The organism is Kitasatospora sp. NPDC007106 (assembly GCF_040634455.1).
Lineage (GTDB): Bacteria > Actinomycetota > Actinomycetes > Streptomycetales > Streptomycetaceae > Kitasatospora > Kitasatospora arboriphila.
Genome location: NZ_JBEYFP010000083.1, coordinates 1 through 16970 on the forward strand (window position 1 = coordinate 1; position 16970 = coordinate 16970).

18 protein-coding genes and 1 pseudogene are annotated in these 16970 nt (G+C 73.6%); 12 read left to right on the plus strand and 7 right to left on the minus strand.

Annotated elements, in window-relative coordinates:
• The 3 genes and pseudogenes from ABZ641_RS10945 to ABZ641_RS10955 all read right to left on the minus strand — a co-directional run.
• Positions 1-201, minus strand: a pseudogene (locus tag ABZ641_RS10945) (hypothetical protein); the annotation flags it as partial.
• Positions 202-203: 2 nt separating this feature from the next.
• Complete coding sequence (locus ABZ641_RS10950; RefSeq protein WP_344628254.1) at positions 204-512, minus strand: hypothetical protein; 309 nt, start codon at positions 510-512, stop codon at positions 204-206.
• A 50-nt stretch (positions 513-562) separates the two neighbouring features.
• Positions 563-1057, minus strand: coding sequence for a hypothetical protein (locus ABZ641_RS10955; protein WP_344628253.1), 495 nt, complete (start codon positions 1055-1057; stop codon positions 563-565).
• Positions 1058-1387: 330 nt separating this feature from the next.
• On the opposite strand from ABZ641_RS10955, the gene ABZ641_RS10960 reads away from it, so the two are divergent.
• On the plus strand, positions 1388-2662 hold the full coding sequence (locus tag ABZ641_RS10960) for a choice-of-anchor A family protein (RefSeq protein WP_359980855.1): 1275 nt from the start codon (positions 1388-1390) through the stop codon (positions 2660-2662).
• Positions 2663-2725: 63 nt separating this feature from the next.
• Here ABZ641_RS10960 and ABZ641_RS10965 read toward each other — a convergent pair whose 3' ends face one another.
• Together ABZ641_RS10965 and ABZ641_RS10970 are read right to left on the minus strand one after the other, a co-directional pair.
• A complete protein-coding gene (locus ABZ641_RS10965; protein WP_359980872.1) occupies positions 2726-3445 on the minus strand; it encodes an ABC transporter permease in 720 nt (239 codons plus the stop codon).
• A 41-nt stretch (positions 3446-3486) separates the two neighbouring features.
• Positions 3487-4407, minus strand: coding sequence for an ABC transporter ATP-binding protein (locus ABZ641_RS10970; protein WP_344628251.1), 921 nt, complete (start codon positions 4405-4407; stop codon positions 3487-3489).
• A 165-nt stretch (positions 4408-4572) separates the two neighbouring features.
• Between ABZ641_RS10970 and ABZ641_RS10975 the strand changes: the two genes are divergently transcribed.
• The 9 genes from ABZ641_RS10975 to ABZ641_RS11015 all read left to right on the plus strand — a co-directional run bounded on the left by ABZ641_RS10975 (position 4573) and on the right by ABZ641_RS11015 (position 12467).
• A complete protein-coding gene (locus ABZ641_RS10975; RefSeq protein WP_344628250.1) occupies positions 4573-5427 on the plus strand; it encodes a helix-turn-helix domain-containing protein in 855 nt (284 codons plus the stop codon).
• Positions 5420-6832 (plus strand): Fe-S cluster assembly protein SufB, encoded by a 1413-nt coding sequence (gene sufB, locus ABZ641_RS10980; protein WP_344628249.1) that lies wholly within the window; start codon positions 5420-5422, stop codon positions 6830-6832. The genes ABZ641_RS10975 and sufB overlap by 8 nt, the downstream gene beginning before the upstream one ends.
• Positions 6833-6885: 53 nt before the next feature.
• A complete protein-coding gene (gene sufD, locus ABZ641_RS10985; protein WP_344628248.1) occupies positions 6886-8124 on the plus strand; it encodes a Fe-S cluster assembly protein SufD in 1239 nt (412 codons plus the stop codon).
• Complete coding sequence (locus ABZ641_RS10990) at positions 8121-8438, plus strand: bifunctional 3-phenylpropionate/cinnamic acid dioxygenase ferredoxin subunit (protein WP_344628247.1); 318 nt, start codon at positions 8121-8123, stop codon at positions 8436-8438. Before sufD ends, ABZ641_RS10990 begins: the two co-directional genes overlap by 4 nt.
• A gap of 5 nt (positions 8439-8443) precedes the next feature.
• Positions 8444-9208 carry a Fe-S cluster assembly ATPase SufC gene (gene sufC / locus ABZ641_RS10995; RefSeq protein WP_359980859.1) on the plus strand — a complete coding sequence of 255 codons (765 nt, stop codon included), beginning with the start codon at positions 8444-8446 and terminating at the stop codon, positions 9206-9208.
• A complete protein-coding gene (locus ABZ641_RS11000; RefSeq protein ID WP_344628245.1) occupies positions 9205-10479 on the plus strand; it encodes a cysteine desulfurase in 1275 nt (424 codons plus the stop codon). Before sufC ends, ABZ641_RS11000 begins: the two co-directional genes overlap by 4 nt.
• Positions 10480-10488: 9 nt before the next feature.
• Positions 10489-10941: a Fe-S cluster assembly sulfur transfer protein SufU gene (sufU, locus tag ABZ641_RS11005; protein WP_359980863.1), complete on the plus strand. Its 453-nt coding sequence runs from the start codon at positions 10489-10491 to the stop codon at positions 10939-10941.
• Positions 10942-10958: 17 nt separating this feature from the next.
• On the plus strand, positions 10959-11345 hold the full coding sequence (locus ABZ641_RS11010; RefSeq protein WP_344628243.1) for a metal-sulfur cluster assembly factor: 387 nt from the start codon (positions 10959-10961) through the stop codon (positions 11343-11345).
• A 300-nt stretch (positions 11346-11645) separates the two neighbouring features.
• Positions 11646-12467: a DUF4389 domain-containing protein gene (locus tag ABZ641_RS11015; protein ID WP_344622045.1), complete on the plus strand. Its 822-nt coding sequence runs from the start codon at positions 11646-11648 to the stop codon at positions 12465-12467.
• Here ABZ641_RS11015 and ABZ641_RS11020 read toward each other — a convergent pair.
• Positions 12362-13699 carry an MFS transporter gene (locus ABZ641_RS11020; RefSeq protein WP_344622008.1) on the minus strand — a complete coding sequence of 446 codons (1338 nt, stop codon included), beginning with the start codon at positions 13697-13699 and terminating at the stop codon, positions 12362-12364. The genes ABZ641_RS11015 and ABZ641_RS11020 overlap by 106 nt on opposite strands.
• 363 nt (positions 13700-14062) lie before the next feature.
• Between ABZ641_RS11020 and ABZ641_RS11025 the strand changes: the two genes are divergently transcribed.
• Positions 14063-15730: a hypothetical protein gene (locus tag ABZ641_RS11025; protein WP_344622007.1), complete on the plus strand. Its 1668-nt coding sequence runs from the start codon at positions 14063-14065 to the stop codon at positions 15728-15730.
• A 47-nt stretch (positions 15731-15777) separates the two neighbouring features.
• Here ABZ641_RS11025 and ABZ641_RS11030 read toward each other — a convergent pair whose 3' ends face one another.
• The gene (locus ABZ641_RS11030) at positions 15778-16221 is read right to left on the minus strand and encodes a VOC family protein (RefSeq protein ID WP_359980868.1); all 444 of its coding nucleotides are present in this window, start codon (positions 16219-16221) and stop codon (positions 15778-15780) included.
• A 183-nt stretch (positions 16222-16404) separates the two neighbouring features.
• Between ABZ641_RS11030 and ABZ641_RS11035 the strand changes: the two genes are divergently transcribed.
• Positions 16405-16970, plus strand: a 566-nt coding sequence (locus tag ABZ641_RS11035) for a hypothetical protein (protein ID WP_359980870.1), incomplete at its 3' end; no start/stop codon positions are given.

Sequence of the window (16970 nt, forward strand, 5' to 3'; positions counted from 1 at the left end):
GTCCGGGCGCGGCGTGCCGGGACGGCCGGCCGGACCGGGGCCGCGGCCCGCAGCGGGGTCGCGGGGGGCGCCGGGCGGGGGCCCCGACGGCGCACCCGGCCGACCCTGCGCGGTCGGGCGGTCGGTGCCCTCGGCGGGCTGCGGCTGGGGGCGCTTGCGCGGGGTGAAGAAGCTGTCGGCGGGCTCGGTCGGCTCGGACACGGTCAGACCTCCACGATCGGGGCGGAGACCTCGCCGGTTCGCGGCGCCGTGGACTGCAGCGCGAGGTCGGGGTGGGTGAAGGTGCGCAGGCCGGTCCCGTGGCCTCCGTCGGAGCCGAGCACGAGGGCGCGGCCGGGGGTCCGGTGGCTGACCGGCCCGGCGTGGAACACCTCGCCGGTCGCCGTGCCGCCGAGCACCGTCGGGCCGAGCGGGCGGACCGCGGGGGTCGCCGGCAGGGGGAGACCCGGCGGCGGGGCGGCGGGGCGGCAGGAGCGGTGGACCGACTGCCGACGGTGGTGACTGCGGGACAAGGGCTTTCCTGGTGGGCCGGTACGGGGGCGACGGACGGCGCTGCGCCGGCTCAGTGGCCGACGGAGCCGGTGGTCGCGGTGACGCCGGTCGTGCCGGTCCTGGTGGTGGTGCCGGTCTTCGTCGCGGTACCGGGCTTGGCGGAGGTCTTGGTGCCGGCCGGGTGTGAGGCGGTGGCCTTGGCGGTGCCGGACTTGGACGCGGAGGCGCTCGGCTTGCCGGACGCGCCGGCGTGGCCGACCTGCGCGGCCTTGCCGGACGCGGTGGGCGAGGGGGCGGCGGTCACGGAGGGCTGGGGCTGCGGACTCGGCACGGCGGTGGACGAGGCGAGCGAGTCGGGCAGCTCCAGCGGAGGGGCCTGGGCGACCGCACCGAAGAGGCTGACCACCATGGCCATGGCGAAGAGCAGGCCGCTGCCGCCGACCAGCCAGCCCAGGTGTCGCAGACGGCGGCCGCGGGTCCCGGACTCGTCCACGAAGACCGGCGCCGGTTCGGCTTCGGCGGGTATGCCGCTCCGGTCGTCGGTCCGGGGTTGGGAGATCGACATCGGGATCCGGGGCCTTCCAGGGTCAGACGGGCAGGCAGAACCGCCGAGCCAGACCGTAGTGCACCCGGTCGACCTGAATCAGTGTCAATGTCCGATGTGGGGAGATATGCGGTGAGCTTGTGACCGGATCGAGACGTGCGGCGCGCGCCTTCGGTGCGGACCGGACCGCCTCGGAGGGGGCGCGGGCGTGCGCGGTTCCGGGCATCCGGCGCCGCGCGTGGTAAAGCGGGCAATCGGGGACACTCCGCCTATTGGTCTTGACCAATGTCCCGGTGGGTCGGGAGAGTGCGCAGTGATCACTCCCACTCTCTCCGCGGAGCCCCCCTTCCCATGCGCATATCCCGACCCGCCGCCGTCCTCGCGCTCGGCGGATCCCTCGCCCTCGGTGCCCTCGCCGTCCCGGCCGCGCACGCCGCCCCGGCCGGCAGCACCTGCCGGAGCCTCGGCGCGGCCACCCTCTACGGCGAGTTCGTCGAGGGCGACGACACCCACTCGCCGGACGCCGAGGGCGCGGTCGCGGTCGGCGGCAACGCCGACTTCCGCGGCGGCTTCTCGGTCGGCAACGAGCTGACGGACGCCCAGGTCGCCGCCCTGCCCGGCGGCAACGCCCTGGTCGTGGCCGGCGGCATCAGGGGCAGCGTCCAGGTCATGAAGGGCAACGGCGTGTACGGCGGCACCCTCGCCGGCACCGCCGAGGCCCACCACGGCAAGGTGGTGCACGGCGCCTCGCCGATCGACTTCGCCGCCGAGTTCGCGAAGCTGCGCGCGGCCTCCGCCGACCTGGCGAAGCTGACCACCCCCGGCACCGCGATCAAGGCCGCCGGCGGCACCCTGACCCTCACCGGCACCGACGCCGGCCTCAACGCCTTCGTCGTGACGGCCGCGCAGCTCCAGGGCGCCAAGGAGGTCTACCTGCACGTGCCGGCCGGCGCGGTCACCGTGGTCAGCGTCACCGGAGACGGCTACGACCAGGCGGCGGCGCACACCAGCGGCTTCTTCCTGTGGGACGCGGCCGCCGGGAGGTACGTCCTGGACGACAAGACGCAGTCCGCCTCCGGCGGCGCCGTCCGGGCCCGCCTGCTCTGGAACTTCCCGACCGCCACGAAGGTCGTCAAGAACAGCGGCAACGCCTGGCCCGGCAGCGTGCTCGCGCCCGACGCCCACGTCGACCTCGGCTCCGGCGGCCCGGTCAACGGCTCGGTGATCGCCAAGTCGCTCAAGGGCAGCGGCGGGGCCGAGACCCACCACTACCCGTTCGAGGGCTGCCTGCCGGGCACCGACACCCCGAAGCCCACACCCTCCGGCTCCACCCCGCCCGCCACCACCGGCGGCTCCACCGGCACGACCGGCACCACGGGCGGCACGACCACCACCGGCACCACCGGCACCACCGGCACCACCGGCACGACGGGCACCACCGGCGGCAGCCCGTCCCCGACGCCCTCCGGCTCCGTCCCGGCGACCCCGCCCGCCACGACCGGCTCCACCACCGGAGGCCTCGCCTTCACCGGCGCCGACGGCGTGATCCCGCTGGCGATCGGCGGCGCCCTGGTGCTCGCCGCAGGCGGCGGCATCGTCCTCGCGGTGCGCCGGCGCCGCGCCTGACCGGCCCCGGACGCGGCGGTGCCCCCGCACCCGAGGGGTACGGGGGCACCGCCGCGCCGGGACTCACTCCCAGCGGAAGAACCGCGCCGCCGCGGCCAGCCCCAGCACCGACCAGACGGCCAGCACCCCGAGGTCCGACCAGGGCACCCCGGCGCCGTACTGCAGCACCGAGCGCAGCCCGTCCGAGAGCGCGCTGATCGGAAGCAGCTCCAGCACCGGGCGGACGGCCTCCGGGAAGCGCGACAGCGGCACCACCACGCCGCCGACCAGCAGCAGCAGGACGAAGACCAGGTTCGCGCCGGCCAGGGTGGCCTCGGCCTTCAGCGTGCCGGCCATCAGCAGGCCCAGGCCCGAGAAGGCGGCGGTGCCGAGCACCAGCAGCCCGGCGACGGCGAGCGGGCTGCCCTGCGGCGACCAGCCCAGCGCCAGCGCGATCACCGTCAGCAGCGCCACCTGCAGCACCTCGGTCACCAGCACGCAGCCGGTTTTCGCGGTGAGCAGCGCCCAGCGCGGCAGCGGCGTCGCGCCGAGCCGCTTCAGCACGCCGTAGCGCCGCTCGAAGCCGGTGGCGATCGCCTGACCGGTGAAGGCGGTGGACATCACCGCGAGCGCCAGCAGGCCCGGTGCCAGGAAGTCGACCCGCTTGCCGGGGCCGTCCGCGGCGACGATGTCCACCGCGCTGAACAGGACCAGCAGCACGGTCGGGATGATCACCGTCAGCAGCAGCTGCTCGCCGTTGCGCAGCAGCATCCGGGTCTCCAGCGCGGTCTGCGCCAGCAGCATCCGGCCGACCGGGGCGGCGCCCGGCCGCGGCGAGTGGTCGGTCACGAGCGCAGCTCCCGTCCGGTGAGTTCCAGGAAGACGTCCTCCAGGCTGCGCCGCCCGACGGCCAGCCCCTCCGGCATCACGCCGGCCTCCGCGCACCAGGCGGTGACGGCGGCGAGCAGCTTCGGGTCGACCGGGGCGTCCACCCGGTACGCGCCGGGGGCGTGCTCGACGGCCACCGCGCCGGCCGGCAGCACGGCCCGCAGGCCGGCCAGGTCGAGCCCGCCGGGCGCGCCGAAGCGCACCCCGGCCTCGGCCCGGCAGAGCTCCTCGGGAGTGCCGGTGGCGACGACCCTGCCGTGGTCGACGATGGCGACCTCGTCGGCGAGCTCCTCGGCCTCGTCCATGTGGTGGGTGGTGACCACCACGGTGACGCCGTCGGCCCGCAGCTCGCGGACCAGCTCCCAGGTGGCGCGGCGGGCCTGCGGGTCCAGGCCGGCGGTGGGCTCGTCCAGGAAGACCAGTTCGGGGCGGCCGACCACGGCCATGGCGAGGGCGAGCCGCTGCTGCTGGCCGCCGGAGAGCCGGCGGTAGGCGGTGCGGCCGCAGGAGCCGAGGCCGAGGCGCTCGACCAGGGCGTCCACGTCCAGCGGGTCGGCGTACAGCTTGGCGGTGTGCCGGAGCATCTCGACGGCGCGGGCGCCCGGGTAGACGCCGCCGGCCTGCAGCATCACGCCGATCCGCGGGCGCAGGGCGGCGCCGTCGGCGACCGGGTCGAGGCCGAGCACCCGGACGGTGCCCGCGTCGGCACGGCGGTAGCCCTCGCAGATCTCGATCGTGGTGGTCTTGCCGGCGCCGTTGGGGCCGAGCACGGCGGTGACGGTGCCGCGGGCGATGGTGAGGTCGAGGCCGTCCACGGCCGTCTTCTCGCCGTACCGTTTGACCAGCCCGGCCACCTCTACGGCGGGTTCGAGTCGCATACCGGCGAGTGTAAGAGGCGGCCGGCCCGGCCCCGGACACCGGGCCGCCGACCCCGCCCACGCAGGTCAGGTAAGCCTTACCTGCGTGATTGAGGACACCGCTGAGGCGTGGATCACGGCTTGTTCCCCCGGAACGAATTACGCAACAATGGTGTTGTGAAAAACATGCGCGAGCACCTGGCACAGGACGGGGCGGCCGAGACGGCCCCCGGCTGCGCCGTGCCCGCGACGGCGACGGAGGTCCTGCTGGAGGGCCATCGGGCGACCCGGGACCGGGTCGCCCGCTCGATCCTCGACCACGGCCCGTCCTCCGCCGCCGACCTGGCCAACCGCCTCGGCCTGACCGCCGCCGCCGTCCGCCGCCACCTCGACTCGCTGGCCGCCGCCGGCCTGGTCGAGTCCCGTGAGCAGCGGGTCTACGGCAGTCGCGGCCGCGGCCGCCCGGCGAAGGTGTTCGCCCTCACCGAGTCCGGCCGGGACGCCTTCTACCAGGCGTACGACCAGATCGCCGCCGACGCCCTGCGCTGGATCTCGGAGTCGGTGGGCGGCGGCAAGGCGGGCGAGGAGGCGGTCGCCGCCTTCGCCCGGGCCCGCTTCGCCAAGCAGGGCCAGAAGTACCTGAGCAGCGTGGAGCAGGCGGCGGCCGGCCACCGCGCCGAGGCGCTGGCCGAGGCGCTGAGCGCCGACGGGTACGCTGCCACGGTGCGGCGTGTGCCCTCCGCCGCGGCCGCGAAGGCCCCGGCGGGCGCCCAGCTCTGCCAGCACCACTGCCCGGTCGCGCACATCGCCGAGCAGTTCCCGCAGCTCTGCGAGGCCGAGACCGAGGTCTTCTCGCAGCTCCTGGGCACCCATGTGCAACGGCTGGCCACGATCGCCCACGGCGACGGGGTCTGCACCACCTATGTGCCGGCATCCGGTGCCGCACCGTCGTCCGCCGAGCGGGCGCCCGGTGCCGTGCCGACTGCCGGTACGTCCCCCAATGAAACGGCTCGTCCGCGCGGAGGAAATTCGCATGACTGACATCGCACACCCCGAGCTCGAGGGCCTGGGCACCTACGAGTACGGCTGGGCCGACTCCGACGAGGCCGGCGCGGTCGCCAAGCGCGGTCTCAGCGAGGAGGTCGTGCGCGACATCTCGGCGAAGAAGAACGAGTCCGAGTGGATGCTCAACCTGCGTCTCAAGGGCCTGAAGCTCTTCGGCAAGAAGCCCATGCCGACCTGGGGCTCCGACCTGTCGGGCATCGACTTCGACAACATCAAGTACTTCGTGCGCTCGACCGAGAAGCAGGCCGAGTCCTGGGAGGACCTGCCCGCCGACATCAAGGCGACGTACGACAAGCTCGGCATCCCGGAGGCGGAGAAGCAGCGCCTGGTCGCCGGTGTCGCGGCGCAGTACGAGTCCGAGGTCGTGTACCACCAGATCCGCGAGGACCTGGAGCAGCAGGGCGTCATCTTCCTGGACACCGACACCGCGCTGCGCGAGCACCCGGAGCTCTTCAAGGAGTACTTCGGCACCGTCATCCCCGTGGGTGACAACAAGTTCGCTTCGCTGAACACGGCGGTGTGGTCCGGCGGCTCGTTCATCTACGTGCCGAAGGGCGTGCACGTCGACATCCCGCTGCAGGCCTACTTCCGGATCAACACCGAGAACATGGGCCAGTTCGAGCGGACGCTGATCATCGTCGACGAGGACGCCTACGTCCACTACGTCGAGGGCTGCACCGCGCCGATCTACTCCTCGGACTCGCTGCACTCCGCGGTCGTCGAGATCATCGTCAAGAAGGGCGGCCGCTGCCGCTACACGACCATCCAGAACTGGTCGAACAACGTCTACAACCTGGTCACCAAGCGCGCCGTGGCGTACGAGGGCGCGACCATGGAGTGGGTCGACGGCAACATCGGCTCCAAGGTCACCATGAAGTACCCGGCCGTCTACCTGATGGGCGAGCACGCCAAGGGCGAGACGCTGTCCATCGCCTTCGCCGGCGAGGGCCAGCACCAGGACGCCGGCGCCAAGATGGTGCACATGGCGCCGAACACCTCGTCGTCCATCGTCTCCAAGTCGGTGGCCCGCGGCGGCGGCCGCACCTCGTACCGTGGCCTGATCGAGATCGGCGAGGGCTCGCACGGCGCCAAGTCCAACGTGCTCTGCGACGCGCTGCTGGTCGACACCATCTCCCGCTCCGACACGTACCCCTACGTCGACGTCCGCGAGGACGACGTCTCCATGGGCCACGAGGCGACGGTCTCCAAGGTCAGCGAGGACCAGCTCTTCTACCTGATGAGCCGCGGCCTGGGCGAGACCGAGGCGATGGCGATGATCGTCCGCGGCTTCGTCGAGCCGATCGCGCGCGAGCTGCCGATGGAGTACGCGCTGGAGCTCAACCGGCTGATCGAGCTGCAGATGGAGGGAGCGGTCGGCTGACGCCCCGCCGCCCCGTCCGTCCCGTTCCCCAGGAAGAGAGCACTACGACAGCCATGGCTGACGTCAACACCCCTAGCGGTGCCACCACCGCCGGTTCGATCGAGGTCGGCACCGCCGGCGCCGGCGCGCAGCTGGCCGGCCCCGGCACCGGCCGCAGCACCGCCGTGCAGCAGCCGATCGACGCCCGCGTCGCGGTCAAGCCGTCCTACGACGTGAACGACTTCCCCGTGCCGCACGGCCGCGAGGAGGACTGGCGGTTCACCCCGCTGCACCGCCTGAACGGCCTGCACGACGGCACCGCCGCCGAGGGCGCCACCGGCCAGGACAAGCTGGAGCTGGCCCTGCCGGACGGCGTCACCGCCGAGACCGTCGGCCGCGACGACGCCCGCCTGGGCACCGCCGGCAAGCCGGTCGACCGGGTCGCCGCCCAGGCGTTCAGCGCCTTCGAGCAGGCCCTGGTGGTGACCGTTCCCAAGGAGCAGGTGCTCACCGAGCCGGTGAAGATCGACGTGCACGGCGAGGGCGGCGTCCGCTTCGCCCACGTGGTCGTCGACGTCAAGCCGTTCGCCGAGGCCGTCGTGGTGATCAACCACACCGGCACCGGCACCCGCGCCGCCAACGTCGAGCTGCTCGTCGGCGAGGGCGCCAAGCTGACCTTCGTCTCCGTCCAGGACTGGGAGCGCGACGCGGTGTACGCCGCCCAGCACACCGCCCTGGTCGGCCGCGACGCCACCTTCAAGTCCGTCGCGGTCACCTTCGGCGGCGACCTGGTCCGCATCCACCCGCGGGTGGTCTACGCGGCCCCGGGCGGCGAGGCCGAGCTCTTCGGCCTGTACTTCGCCGACGCCGGCCAGCACCTGGAGCACCGCCTGGTCATCGACCACGACACCCCGCACTGCCGGTCCAACGTGGTCTACAAGGGCGCCCTGCAGGGCCAGGACGCGCACGCGGTCTGGGTCGGCGACGTGCTGATCCGCGCCGCCGCCGTGGGCACCGACACCTACGAGCACAACCGCAACCTGGTGCTCACCGACGGCGCCCGGGTCGACTCGATCCCGAACCTGGAGATCGAGACCGGCGAGATCGTCGGCGCCGGCCACGCCTCCGCGACCGGCCGCTTCGACGACGAGCAGCTGTTCTACCTGCAGGCCCGCGGCATCCCGGCCGAGGAGGCCCGCCGCCTGGTGGTCCGCGGCTTCTTCGCCGAGCTCGTCCAGCAGATCGGCGTCGCCGAGATCCAGGACCACCTGATGGAGAAGATCGAGGCCGAGCTGGAAGCGACGGTCGCATGAGCTTCCTCCGTGCGTGTGCGCTGAGCGACCTGGCCGAGGACGTCCCCCGCCGGGTCGAGCTCAACGGTGTCGCGGTGTCGGTGGTCCGCACCGACGAGGGCGTGTTCGCCGTCAACGACACCTGCTCGCACGCCAACGTCTCGCTGTCCGAGGGCGAGGTCGAGGACTGCATGATCGAGTGCTGGCTGCACGGATCGAGCTTCGACCTGCGCACCGGCAAGCCGTCCGGGCTGCCCGCCACCAAGCCGGTCGCCGTCTACCCCGTAAAGATCGAAGGGGACGACGTGCTCGTCTCCGTCAACCAGGAGTCCTGAGCCCCATGGCAACGCTTGAAATCCGCGACCTGCACGTCTCCGTCGAGGCCGAGAGCGGCCCGCGCGAGATCCTCCGCGGCGTCGACCTGACCGTGAAGCAGGGCGAGACCCACGCCATCATGGGCCCCAACGGCTCCGGCAAGTCCACCCTCGCCTACTCGCTGGCCGGGCACCCGAAGTACACCGTGACCGGCGGCTCGGTGCTGCTGGACGGCGAGGACGTGCTGGCGATGTCCGTCGACGAGCGGGCCCGCGCGGGCGTCTTCCTGGCCATGCAGTACCCGGTCGAGGTCCCCGGCGTCTCGGTCTCCAACTTCCTGCGCACCGCCGCCACCGCGATCCGCGGCGAGGCCCCCAAGCTGCGCACCTGGGTGAAGGAGGTCAAGGAGGCCATGGCCGCGCTCCAGATGGACCCGGCCTTCGCCGAGCGCAACGTCAACGAGGGCTTCTCCGGCGGCGAGAAGAAGCGCCACGAGATCCTCCAGCTGGAGCTCCTCAAGCCGAAGATCGCGATCCTCGACGAGACCGACTCCGGCCTGGACGTCGACGCGCTGCGCGTCGTCTCCGAGGGCATCAACCGGGTCCGCTCGACCGGCGAGGTCGGCACCCTGCTGGTCACCCACTACACCCGCATCCTGCGGTACATCAAGCCCGACCACGTCCACGTCTTCGCGGGCGGCCGCATCGTCGAGTCCGGCGGTGCCGAGCTGGCCGACAAGCTGGAGGAAGAGGGCTACGAGAGCTACGTGAAGGGCGGCGCTTCCGAGTGACGACGACTCATACCGGCTCGGCGCTGACCGGGCTCCTCGACACCGACGCGATCCGCAAGGACTTCCCCGTCCTGCAGCGCCTGCTGCACGACGGGAAGCCGCTGGTCTACCTGGACAACGCGGCCACCTCGCAGAAGCCGCGCCAGGTGCTGGAGGCGCTGAACGCGTACTACGAGCGGCACAACGCCAACGTGCACCGCGGTGTGCACGTGCTGGCCGAGGAGGCCACGGCGCTGTACGAGGGCGCCCGCGACAAGGTCGCGGCCTTCGTCAACGCGCCGAGCCGGGACGAGGTGATCTTCACCAAGAACGCCTCGGAGTCGCTCAACCTGGTCGCCAACATGCTCGGCTGGGCCGACGAGCCCTACCGCGTCGACGCGGACGCCGAGATCGTGATCACCGAGATGGAGCACCACTCCAACATCGTTCCGTGGCAGCTGCTCTCGCAGCGCACCGGCGCGAAGCTGAAGTGGTTCGGGCTGACCGACGAGGGCCGGCTCGACCTGTCGAACATCGACGAGCTGATCACCGAGCAGACCAAGGTGGTCTCCTTCACCCTGGTCTCCAACCTGCTGGGCACGCTCAACCCGGTCGAGACCATCGTCCGCAAGGCCCAGTCGGTCGGTGCGCTGGTCGTGATCGACGCCTCGCAGGCCGCCCCGCACATGGTGCTGGACGTGCAGGCGCTGGAGGCCGACTTCGTCGCCTTCACCGGCCACAAGATGCTGGCCCCGACCGGCATCGGCGTGCTGTGGGGCCGCCAGGAGCTGCTGGAGGACCTCCCGCCGTTCCTCGGCGGCGGCGAGATGATCGAGACCGTCACCATGGGCTCGTCCACCTACGCCCCGGCGCCGCACAAGTTCGAGGCCGGCACCCCGCCGATCGCCCAGGCGGTCGGCCTCGGCGCGGCCGTCGACTACCTGTCGGCGATCGGCATGGAGAAGATCGCCGCCCACGAGCACGCGATCACCGAGTACGCGATCGAGCGCCTGCTGGAGGTCCCGGACCTGCGGATCATCGGCCCGCGCACGGCCGTGGACCGCGGTGCCGCGATCTCCTTCACGCTCGGCGACATCCACCCGCACGACGTGGGCCAGGTCCTCGACGAGCAGGGCATCGCCGTGCGCGTCGGCCACCACTGCGCCCGGCCGGTCTGCCTGCGGTACGGAATTCCGGCGACCACCAGGGCGTCGTTCTACCTGTACTCCACGCCGGGCGAGGTCGACGCGCTGATCGACGGTCTGCACCACGTCCGCAACTTCTTCGGCTGAGGTGACGGGATGAAGCTCGACTCGATGTACCAGGAGATCATCCTGGACCACTACCGCAACCCCCACGGCAAGGGGCTGCGGGAGGGCGACGCCGAGGTGCACCACGTCAACCCGACCTGCGGCGACGAGATCACCCTGCGGGTGAAGCTCGACGGCGCCACCGTGGCGGACGTCAGCTACGAGTCGCAGGGCTGCTCGATCAGCCAGGCCAGCGCCTCGGTGCTGAACGACCTGGTGGTCGGCAAGACCGTCGGCGAGGCCCAGGCCGTCCAGGAGGCCTTCCTGGAGCTGATGCAGAGCAAGGGCCAGGGCGAGGGCGACGAGGAGGTGCTGGAGGACGCCGTCGCGTTCGCCGGCGTCTCCAAGTACCCGGCCCGGGTCAAGTGCGCCCTGCTCAGCTGGATGGCCTGGAAGGACGCCACCGCCAAGGCCCTGGGCGAGCAGCCCGCCATCAACGACTGAAACGGACGGACTCTCCCATGAGTGACAGCGAGACCCCGGCCGAGCAGGCCGCCGAGCCCGTGGCCGACGCCCCCGGCGCCTTCACCACCGCCGGTACGGTGTCCGTCGAGGACCTCCACGAGGCCCTGATGGACGTCGTCGACCCCGAGCTCGGCATCGACGTGGTCAACCTCGGCCTGATCTACGGCATCCACATCGACGAGGACGACGTGGCGACCGTCGACATGACGCTCACCTCGGCGGCCTGCCCGCTGACCGACGTCATCGAGGACCAGGCGAAGACCGCCACCGACGGCCTGGTCAAGGACCTGCGGATCAACTGGGTCTGGATGCCGCCGTGGGGCCCCGACAAGATCACCGACGACGGCCGCGACCAGCTCCGCGCCCTCGGCTTCAACGTCTGAGTCCCGCGCCCGCGCGGTGAACCCGCCGCCCCCGTCCCGCTCGCCGGGCCGGGGGCGGCGGCGTTCCCGTCCGGCCGTCCCCTTGCGCCGTACGGGTCCGGACAGGTGTCGCGGCCCGGCCCGACCGGGAATGTCATCCGGGGCGTGTCTCACGGATCTTGTCGGATCAGCCTGCGGCGTCCGGGTGCGTGCCCGGAGGCGCGGGCCCGGCAAGATCCGTGAGACACGCCCCAGTCCGCACCGGTCGAGACCAGGGAGCACAGCGTGGCGACGGGTAGTTGGCAGGTCCCCCAGGGCAGCATGCCGCTGGAATTCCTCCCCGAGCTGGACGTTCCGAAGGCCGGGCCGCAACGCCGCTGGACGATCCTGCTGCGCTGGCTGCTGCTGATCCCGCAGTTCGTCGTGGTGTGGGTGCTGGGGGTGCTGGCGATCCCGGCCGTCATCGTCGGCTGGTTCGGCGCGCTGTTCCTCGGCCGGCTGCCGGAGCCGATCGAGGAGTACCTCTCGGGCTTCGTCGGCTGGGACACCCGGGTGCGGGCCTCCGCCATGCTGCTGGTCGACGACTACCCGCCGTTCGCCTGGCGGCCCGAGGACTACCCCGTCCGGGTGGAGTTGCGGCCCGGCGAGCTGAACCGGCTCGCCGTGTTCTTCCGCCTGATCCTGATGATCCCGGCGGCGATCGTGCAGAGCCTGGTGCTCAGCGGCTGGTACGCGATCGCCTTCGTCGTCTGGCTGATCGCGCTGATCCTCGGCCGGATGCCCGAGCCGCTGTTCGGCGCGACCGCCGCGACGCTGCGCTACGCGATGCGCTTCGGCGCCTACGTGCTGATGCTCACCCCGGCCTACCCCAAGCGGCTGTTCGGCGACGACGGGCTGCCGCCGGTGGCGGCAGCCCGTTCCGCGACCCGCCCGCTGATCCTCTCGGGCGGCGCCAAGGCGCTGGTCGTGCTGTTCCTCGTGCTCGGCCTGGTCAGCGGAAGCGTCCGGGCCTTCGTCGACGACGACAACAACGGCTACTACGGCCTGCGGGCACCCCGCGGCAGCAGCACCGCGCCCGCCAGCCCGAGGCAGACCAGCGCCGCCACGGCCGCGAATCCGCTCACCGCGGGCAGCAGGCCGTAGCGCTGGGTCAGCCAGCCGACCGCCACGATCGGCAGCGAACTGCCCAGGTAGACGATCACCCACAGCGCCGACAGCTCACTGCCCCGGCGCTCCGGGTCCATCGCCGCGACCGCCGTGGTGAACAGCGAGCGGAACGCCACGCCCTGGCAGGCCCCGCCCAGCACGCTGCCGATGAACAGCAGCGCCGGTGTGCCCGTGTACCCGGCGGCCACCACCAAGGCCAGGCCCGTCGCCAGGCCGCCCAGGCCCGCGGCGATCACCGGCCGGTCCGCAGTCGGCGGCACCAGCAGCTGCGCCGCGGCCGAGGAGCCCAGCAGCAGCGCCGCCACCACCGCGCCGGTCAGGTGCGAGTCCGAGTGCAGCAGCCGCGCCGCGAAGGCCGGCGCCAGCGACAGGTACACCCCGAACACCGCGTACGAGACGAAACCGGCGCCGGCCGCCAGCAGGAAGGTCCGGCGGCCGCGGCGCGGCAGCCGCAGCCGCTGCGGACGCAGGTGGGCCGGGGTGGTGATGCGCGGCGGCGCGGCCGGCGGGCGCACCCGGCCGGGCATCCGCGGGTGCACGACGGCCAGCGGCACGCACAGTGCCAGCAGCGCCAGGGCGTGCAGCAGGAACGGGGTCAGCAGCGGGTGCGCGCCGGTGGCGAGGCTCGCCCCGACCACCGGGCCGAGCGCGACGCCGCCCGCCGAACAGGCCAGGGTCAGCTTCGCGGCCAGCGAGGGCCGGTCCGGCAGCAGGTCGCCGAGCGCCGCACCGGCGGCGCCGGTCGACAGGCCGACCGCCACGCCCTGGACGGCGCGGCCCGCCACCAGCAGGCCGAAGCCGTGCGCGTTGGCGAACATCAGGTCGCCGACCGCGGCCAGCGCCACCGCCGGCAGGATCAGCGCCCGCCGGCCCAGGTGGTCCGACCAGTGGCCGACCACGGCGAGCACCGGGACGACCGCGAAGACGTACACCGTGAACAGCACGGTGGTGTGCAGCGGCGTCAGGCCGAGCTGCTGCTGCAGCAGCGGGTAGATCGGCGTGGCCAGGTTGGCACCGACCAGCATCAGCAGCAGGGCGCCGGCCACCAGGCCGACGCGGATGCCGCGCAGCGCGTTCCAGCGGCTGATCGAGGCGAGGCGGAGCTGCGCGCGCGGCGCGAGTTCCGGGGGGAGCAGGGCCTCCGACAGTCGGCGTCCGGGGAAGTGCGCGGAGCGCAGGCCGGGGCCGGCGGGGGAGAGGTCCGCCATGGCAGGGGTCTCCTGTGGCCGGGCACCACCGGGGACGACGTGGCCAGGGGTGGCGGCCGCGACAACGAGCCCGGGCGGCGCGGTGAGCGTACGGACCCTCCGGCCCGTGGGAGGGGCGGAGGGAGGAGGGCTTCGTTGCCCGAGGGGCCCGCGCGGGGTGTGCGCGGCGCCCGGAGCAGTTTACGCGCCCGATCGGGGCCGCCGGGCCGTCCGGACCCCCCTCCACCGGCGGTTCTCCGTCACACCCCGGGCGGCGCGCGCCCCGCGGGCACGGCGGCGGGCCGCCCCGCCCGATACGCTGAGTGGATGGGCCGACACGCGACGGCCCGGGCCCAGCACAGCCACCACGGGAGATCGCCAACGATGGCCGGACGACGCCGCAACACCCCTGACCACTCGGCCGGTGCCGGGCCGCAGGCGGCACCCGCCGAGAGCCTGCTGCCCGCCGACTACGACCTGGCCGAGCTGTACGGGGCCGGCGGCCGCGACGAGGACGACGAGGACCTCGACGACACCGCGGTGCTCGTCCCGCCGATCGCGCTGCCCCCCGAGGCGGAGCTGGCCGCCGCCGCGCTGGCCGTCCCGCTGATCGCCCGGGCGGTCGCACTGGCCCGCTGGGCCGCCCCGCACCGGGTCGTGGACGAGTTCGGCGACCTGGTCGAGGACGACCGCGGCCCGGCCGCCCGGCTGATCGGGCTCGCCCCGGAGGAGGGCGAGGTGCCCGAGGAGGCCGTGATCGAGGTGCTGCGGGCCTGGTCGCTGGCGTGCGACCTCGACCTGGTCGAGCTCGGCACCACCCAGGCCGGCGAGCACGTCGCCGTCCCCATGGAGGAGGTCGCGGACGCCGAGGCCGGCGACCCGTCCACCGTCCTCGACCTGTGGCTGACCGCGGCCGGCATCGTCCGCGAGCTCGCCGTCGACACCGACCTGCTCGACATCGAGGGCGAGGGCCCGGGCGAGGGGGCGGGGGCGGGCGCCGCCGGGGACGCCGACGACGAGGACGCCGCGGAGAGCGCGCTCGCCGAGGTCGAGGAGGCCAGCGAGGCCGCCGCCGAGCTCCTCGACGAGGCGCTCCAGGTGCTGTACGAGCTGACCGCGTTCGCCGAGCCCGGCGAGGAGACCGTGCCGCTCGGCGTGCTCGCCGCGCTGCTGGTCGTCCCCGAGGGCGAGGAGCCGGACGAGGAGATGCTCGGCCAGATCACCGACCTCATGGTCGAACTCGACCCGATGCTCGCCGACCTCGCCGAACTCGGCCTGGTCGAGCACCGGCCGATCGACCCGGAGCTCTTCGAGGAGGAGGAAGAGGGCGAGGAGGCGGCACCCGCTGCCGAGGCCGCCGGCGAGCCCAGCGAGGAGGACGCGGCCCGCTTCGGCCTCGTCCGGCTCACCCCGCTCGGCCAGTACGGCGTCCGCGAGTGGCTGCTCGCCGACGGCTACGACGCCCCGCTGATCGGCGACCTCGCCCAGGGCGACGCCGCCGCCCTGCTGCGCGGACTCGCCGAGTCCCCGAACGTGCTGCCCGACCGGGAGATCCAGGTCTGGCTCGCCGGGCGCGAGCCGCTGGACGGTGCCCGCGACCTGCTCGCCGCCTCCCGCGGGCTGGACGCGCACAGCCCGGTGCGGCGGATGTTCACCGCGGCCGCGCTCGACGACCTCGGCGAGGCCGGCGACACCGCACTGACCGAGGTCGTCGACGACCCGGAGCTCGGCGGGCTCGCCCGGGAGCTGCTGCGCAGCCACGGCCACGACGTCGCCGCCGCCGAGCGGCCGGTCGCCCTCTGGCGCACCGTCGACCACTTCTCGGCCGTGCTGCTGGTCGGCCGCGGCGAAGCCGGCCAGCTCCGCGAACTGGTCGCCGGCCTGCCCGTGACCGACAACCCGGCCTCCTACTTCGGCGAGCTCTGGCGGGTGCCGCACCCCTACACGGCGCTGGTCCTCGACACCGTCGGCGAGCTGCACACGGACCGTGCCGTCGCCAAGGAGGCCCGCAAGGCCGCCTTCAAGGCCAAGTCCCAGCAGGGCAACGGCTGACCCGGGCCCTGCTGCGGACGCGGCCGGCGGGATCCGCGGGGCGGGGCCTACGGCAGGTCGAGGCTGCCGTCCTCGGTGAAGGGGAAGAAGGGGTTGTGGGCCAGCTCCCAGAGGTGGCCGTCCGGGTCCTCGAAGTAGCCGGAGTAGCCGCCCCAGGAGGTGGCGGCCGGGGGCTTGACCACGGTGGCGCCGGCGGCGACGGCCGTGGTGAGCGCGGCGTCCACCTTCGCGGTGGACTCCAGGTTCACCGCGAGGGTCACCCCGCGGAAGGACGGCTCGCCGGCCGCCGGGACGCCGGCGTCGGCGGCCAGTTCGTCCGCGGGGAACAGGCCGAGGACGGAGTCGGCGGTGCGGAACCAGACGATCTCCGGACTGGACGCCGCCGAGCGGCGCCAGCCCAGTGCCTCGTAGAAGGCCGTGGAGCGGCCCAGGTCGGTGACCCCGAGGGTGACGATGCTGATCCGGGCCGGGAAGTCGGTGGTCGAAGTCATGCCGCTCAGGGTAGGCAGCGCCGCCGACATCCGGCGGGTGTTCCCGGGCGGTCGGCGGGTCGTGCGGCCTGATGGCCTGCCAGGTGTGCCGACCCGTATCGTGGGGCGGACGCGGTGCGGTGGTCGGGTCGGCGCCCGGCGGCCGCCGCGGACGGCGCGGCGAGGACCGGGGGTGCGGCCAGCATGACGAGACGGCACGTGGGCGGGCCCCACGACCCCGAGGACGCGGCCGGCCCCGCGCGCACCCCGGAGGAGCGGCACCGGGAGCACGAGGAGCACGACCTCCGGGTGCTGGCCGGCGCGGACTTCCCGTTCTACGCCGCCGCCGGCGGTCCCGCCGGCCGGGACTGCCTGGCCGGGTACGAGGTGCTCGACGGCCGGCTCCGCTGGGTCGAGCTGCGCTCCGGCGACTGGACGAGCCCGCAGGGCCCCCACGTCACCGTCCGCACCCAGCGCACCGCCGACCCCGCCGATCCCGCCCGGGCGCTGCCGCTGCCCGAGCTGGAGGACGCGGTGGAGGACGAACGCGACCGGGTCTACGACCAGTTGGACATCGACGAGGGCGACGGGCCCGGGCTGACGAGGGCGCTGCGCGGCTGGATCTCCGTCGACGGAGAGCCCTGCCCGGTGGAGATCCACGAGGACGTCCGGCCGCCCGGCCCCGACGGCACGGACCCCGCCGGGGGCGCACCGGTCTGGGCCGGCCGGCTGCAGCTGGGCGGCGTCGCCGTGACCGTCACCGCGCGGGG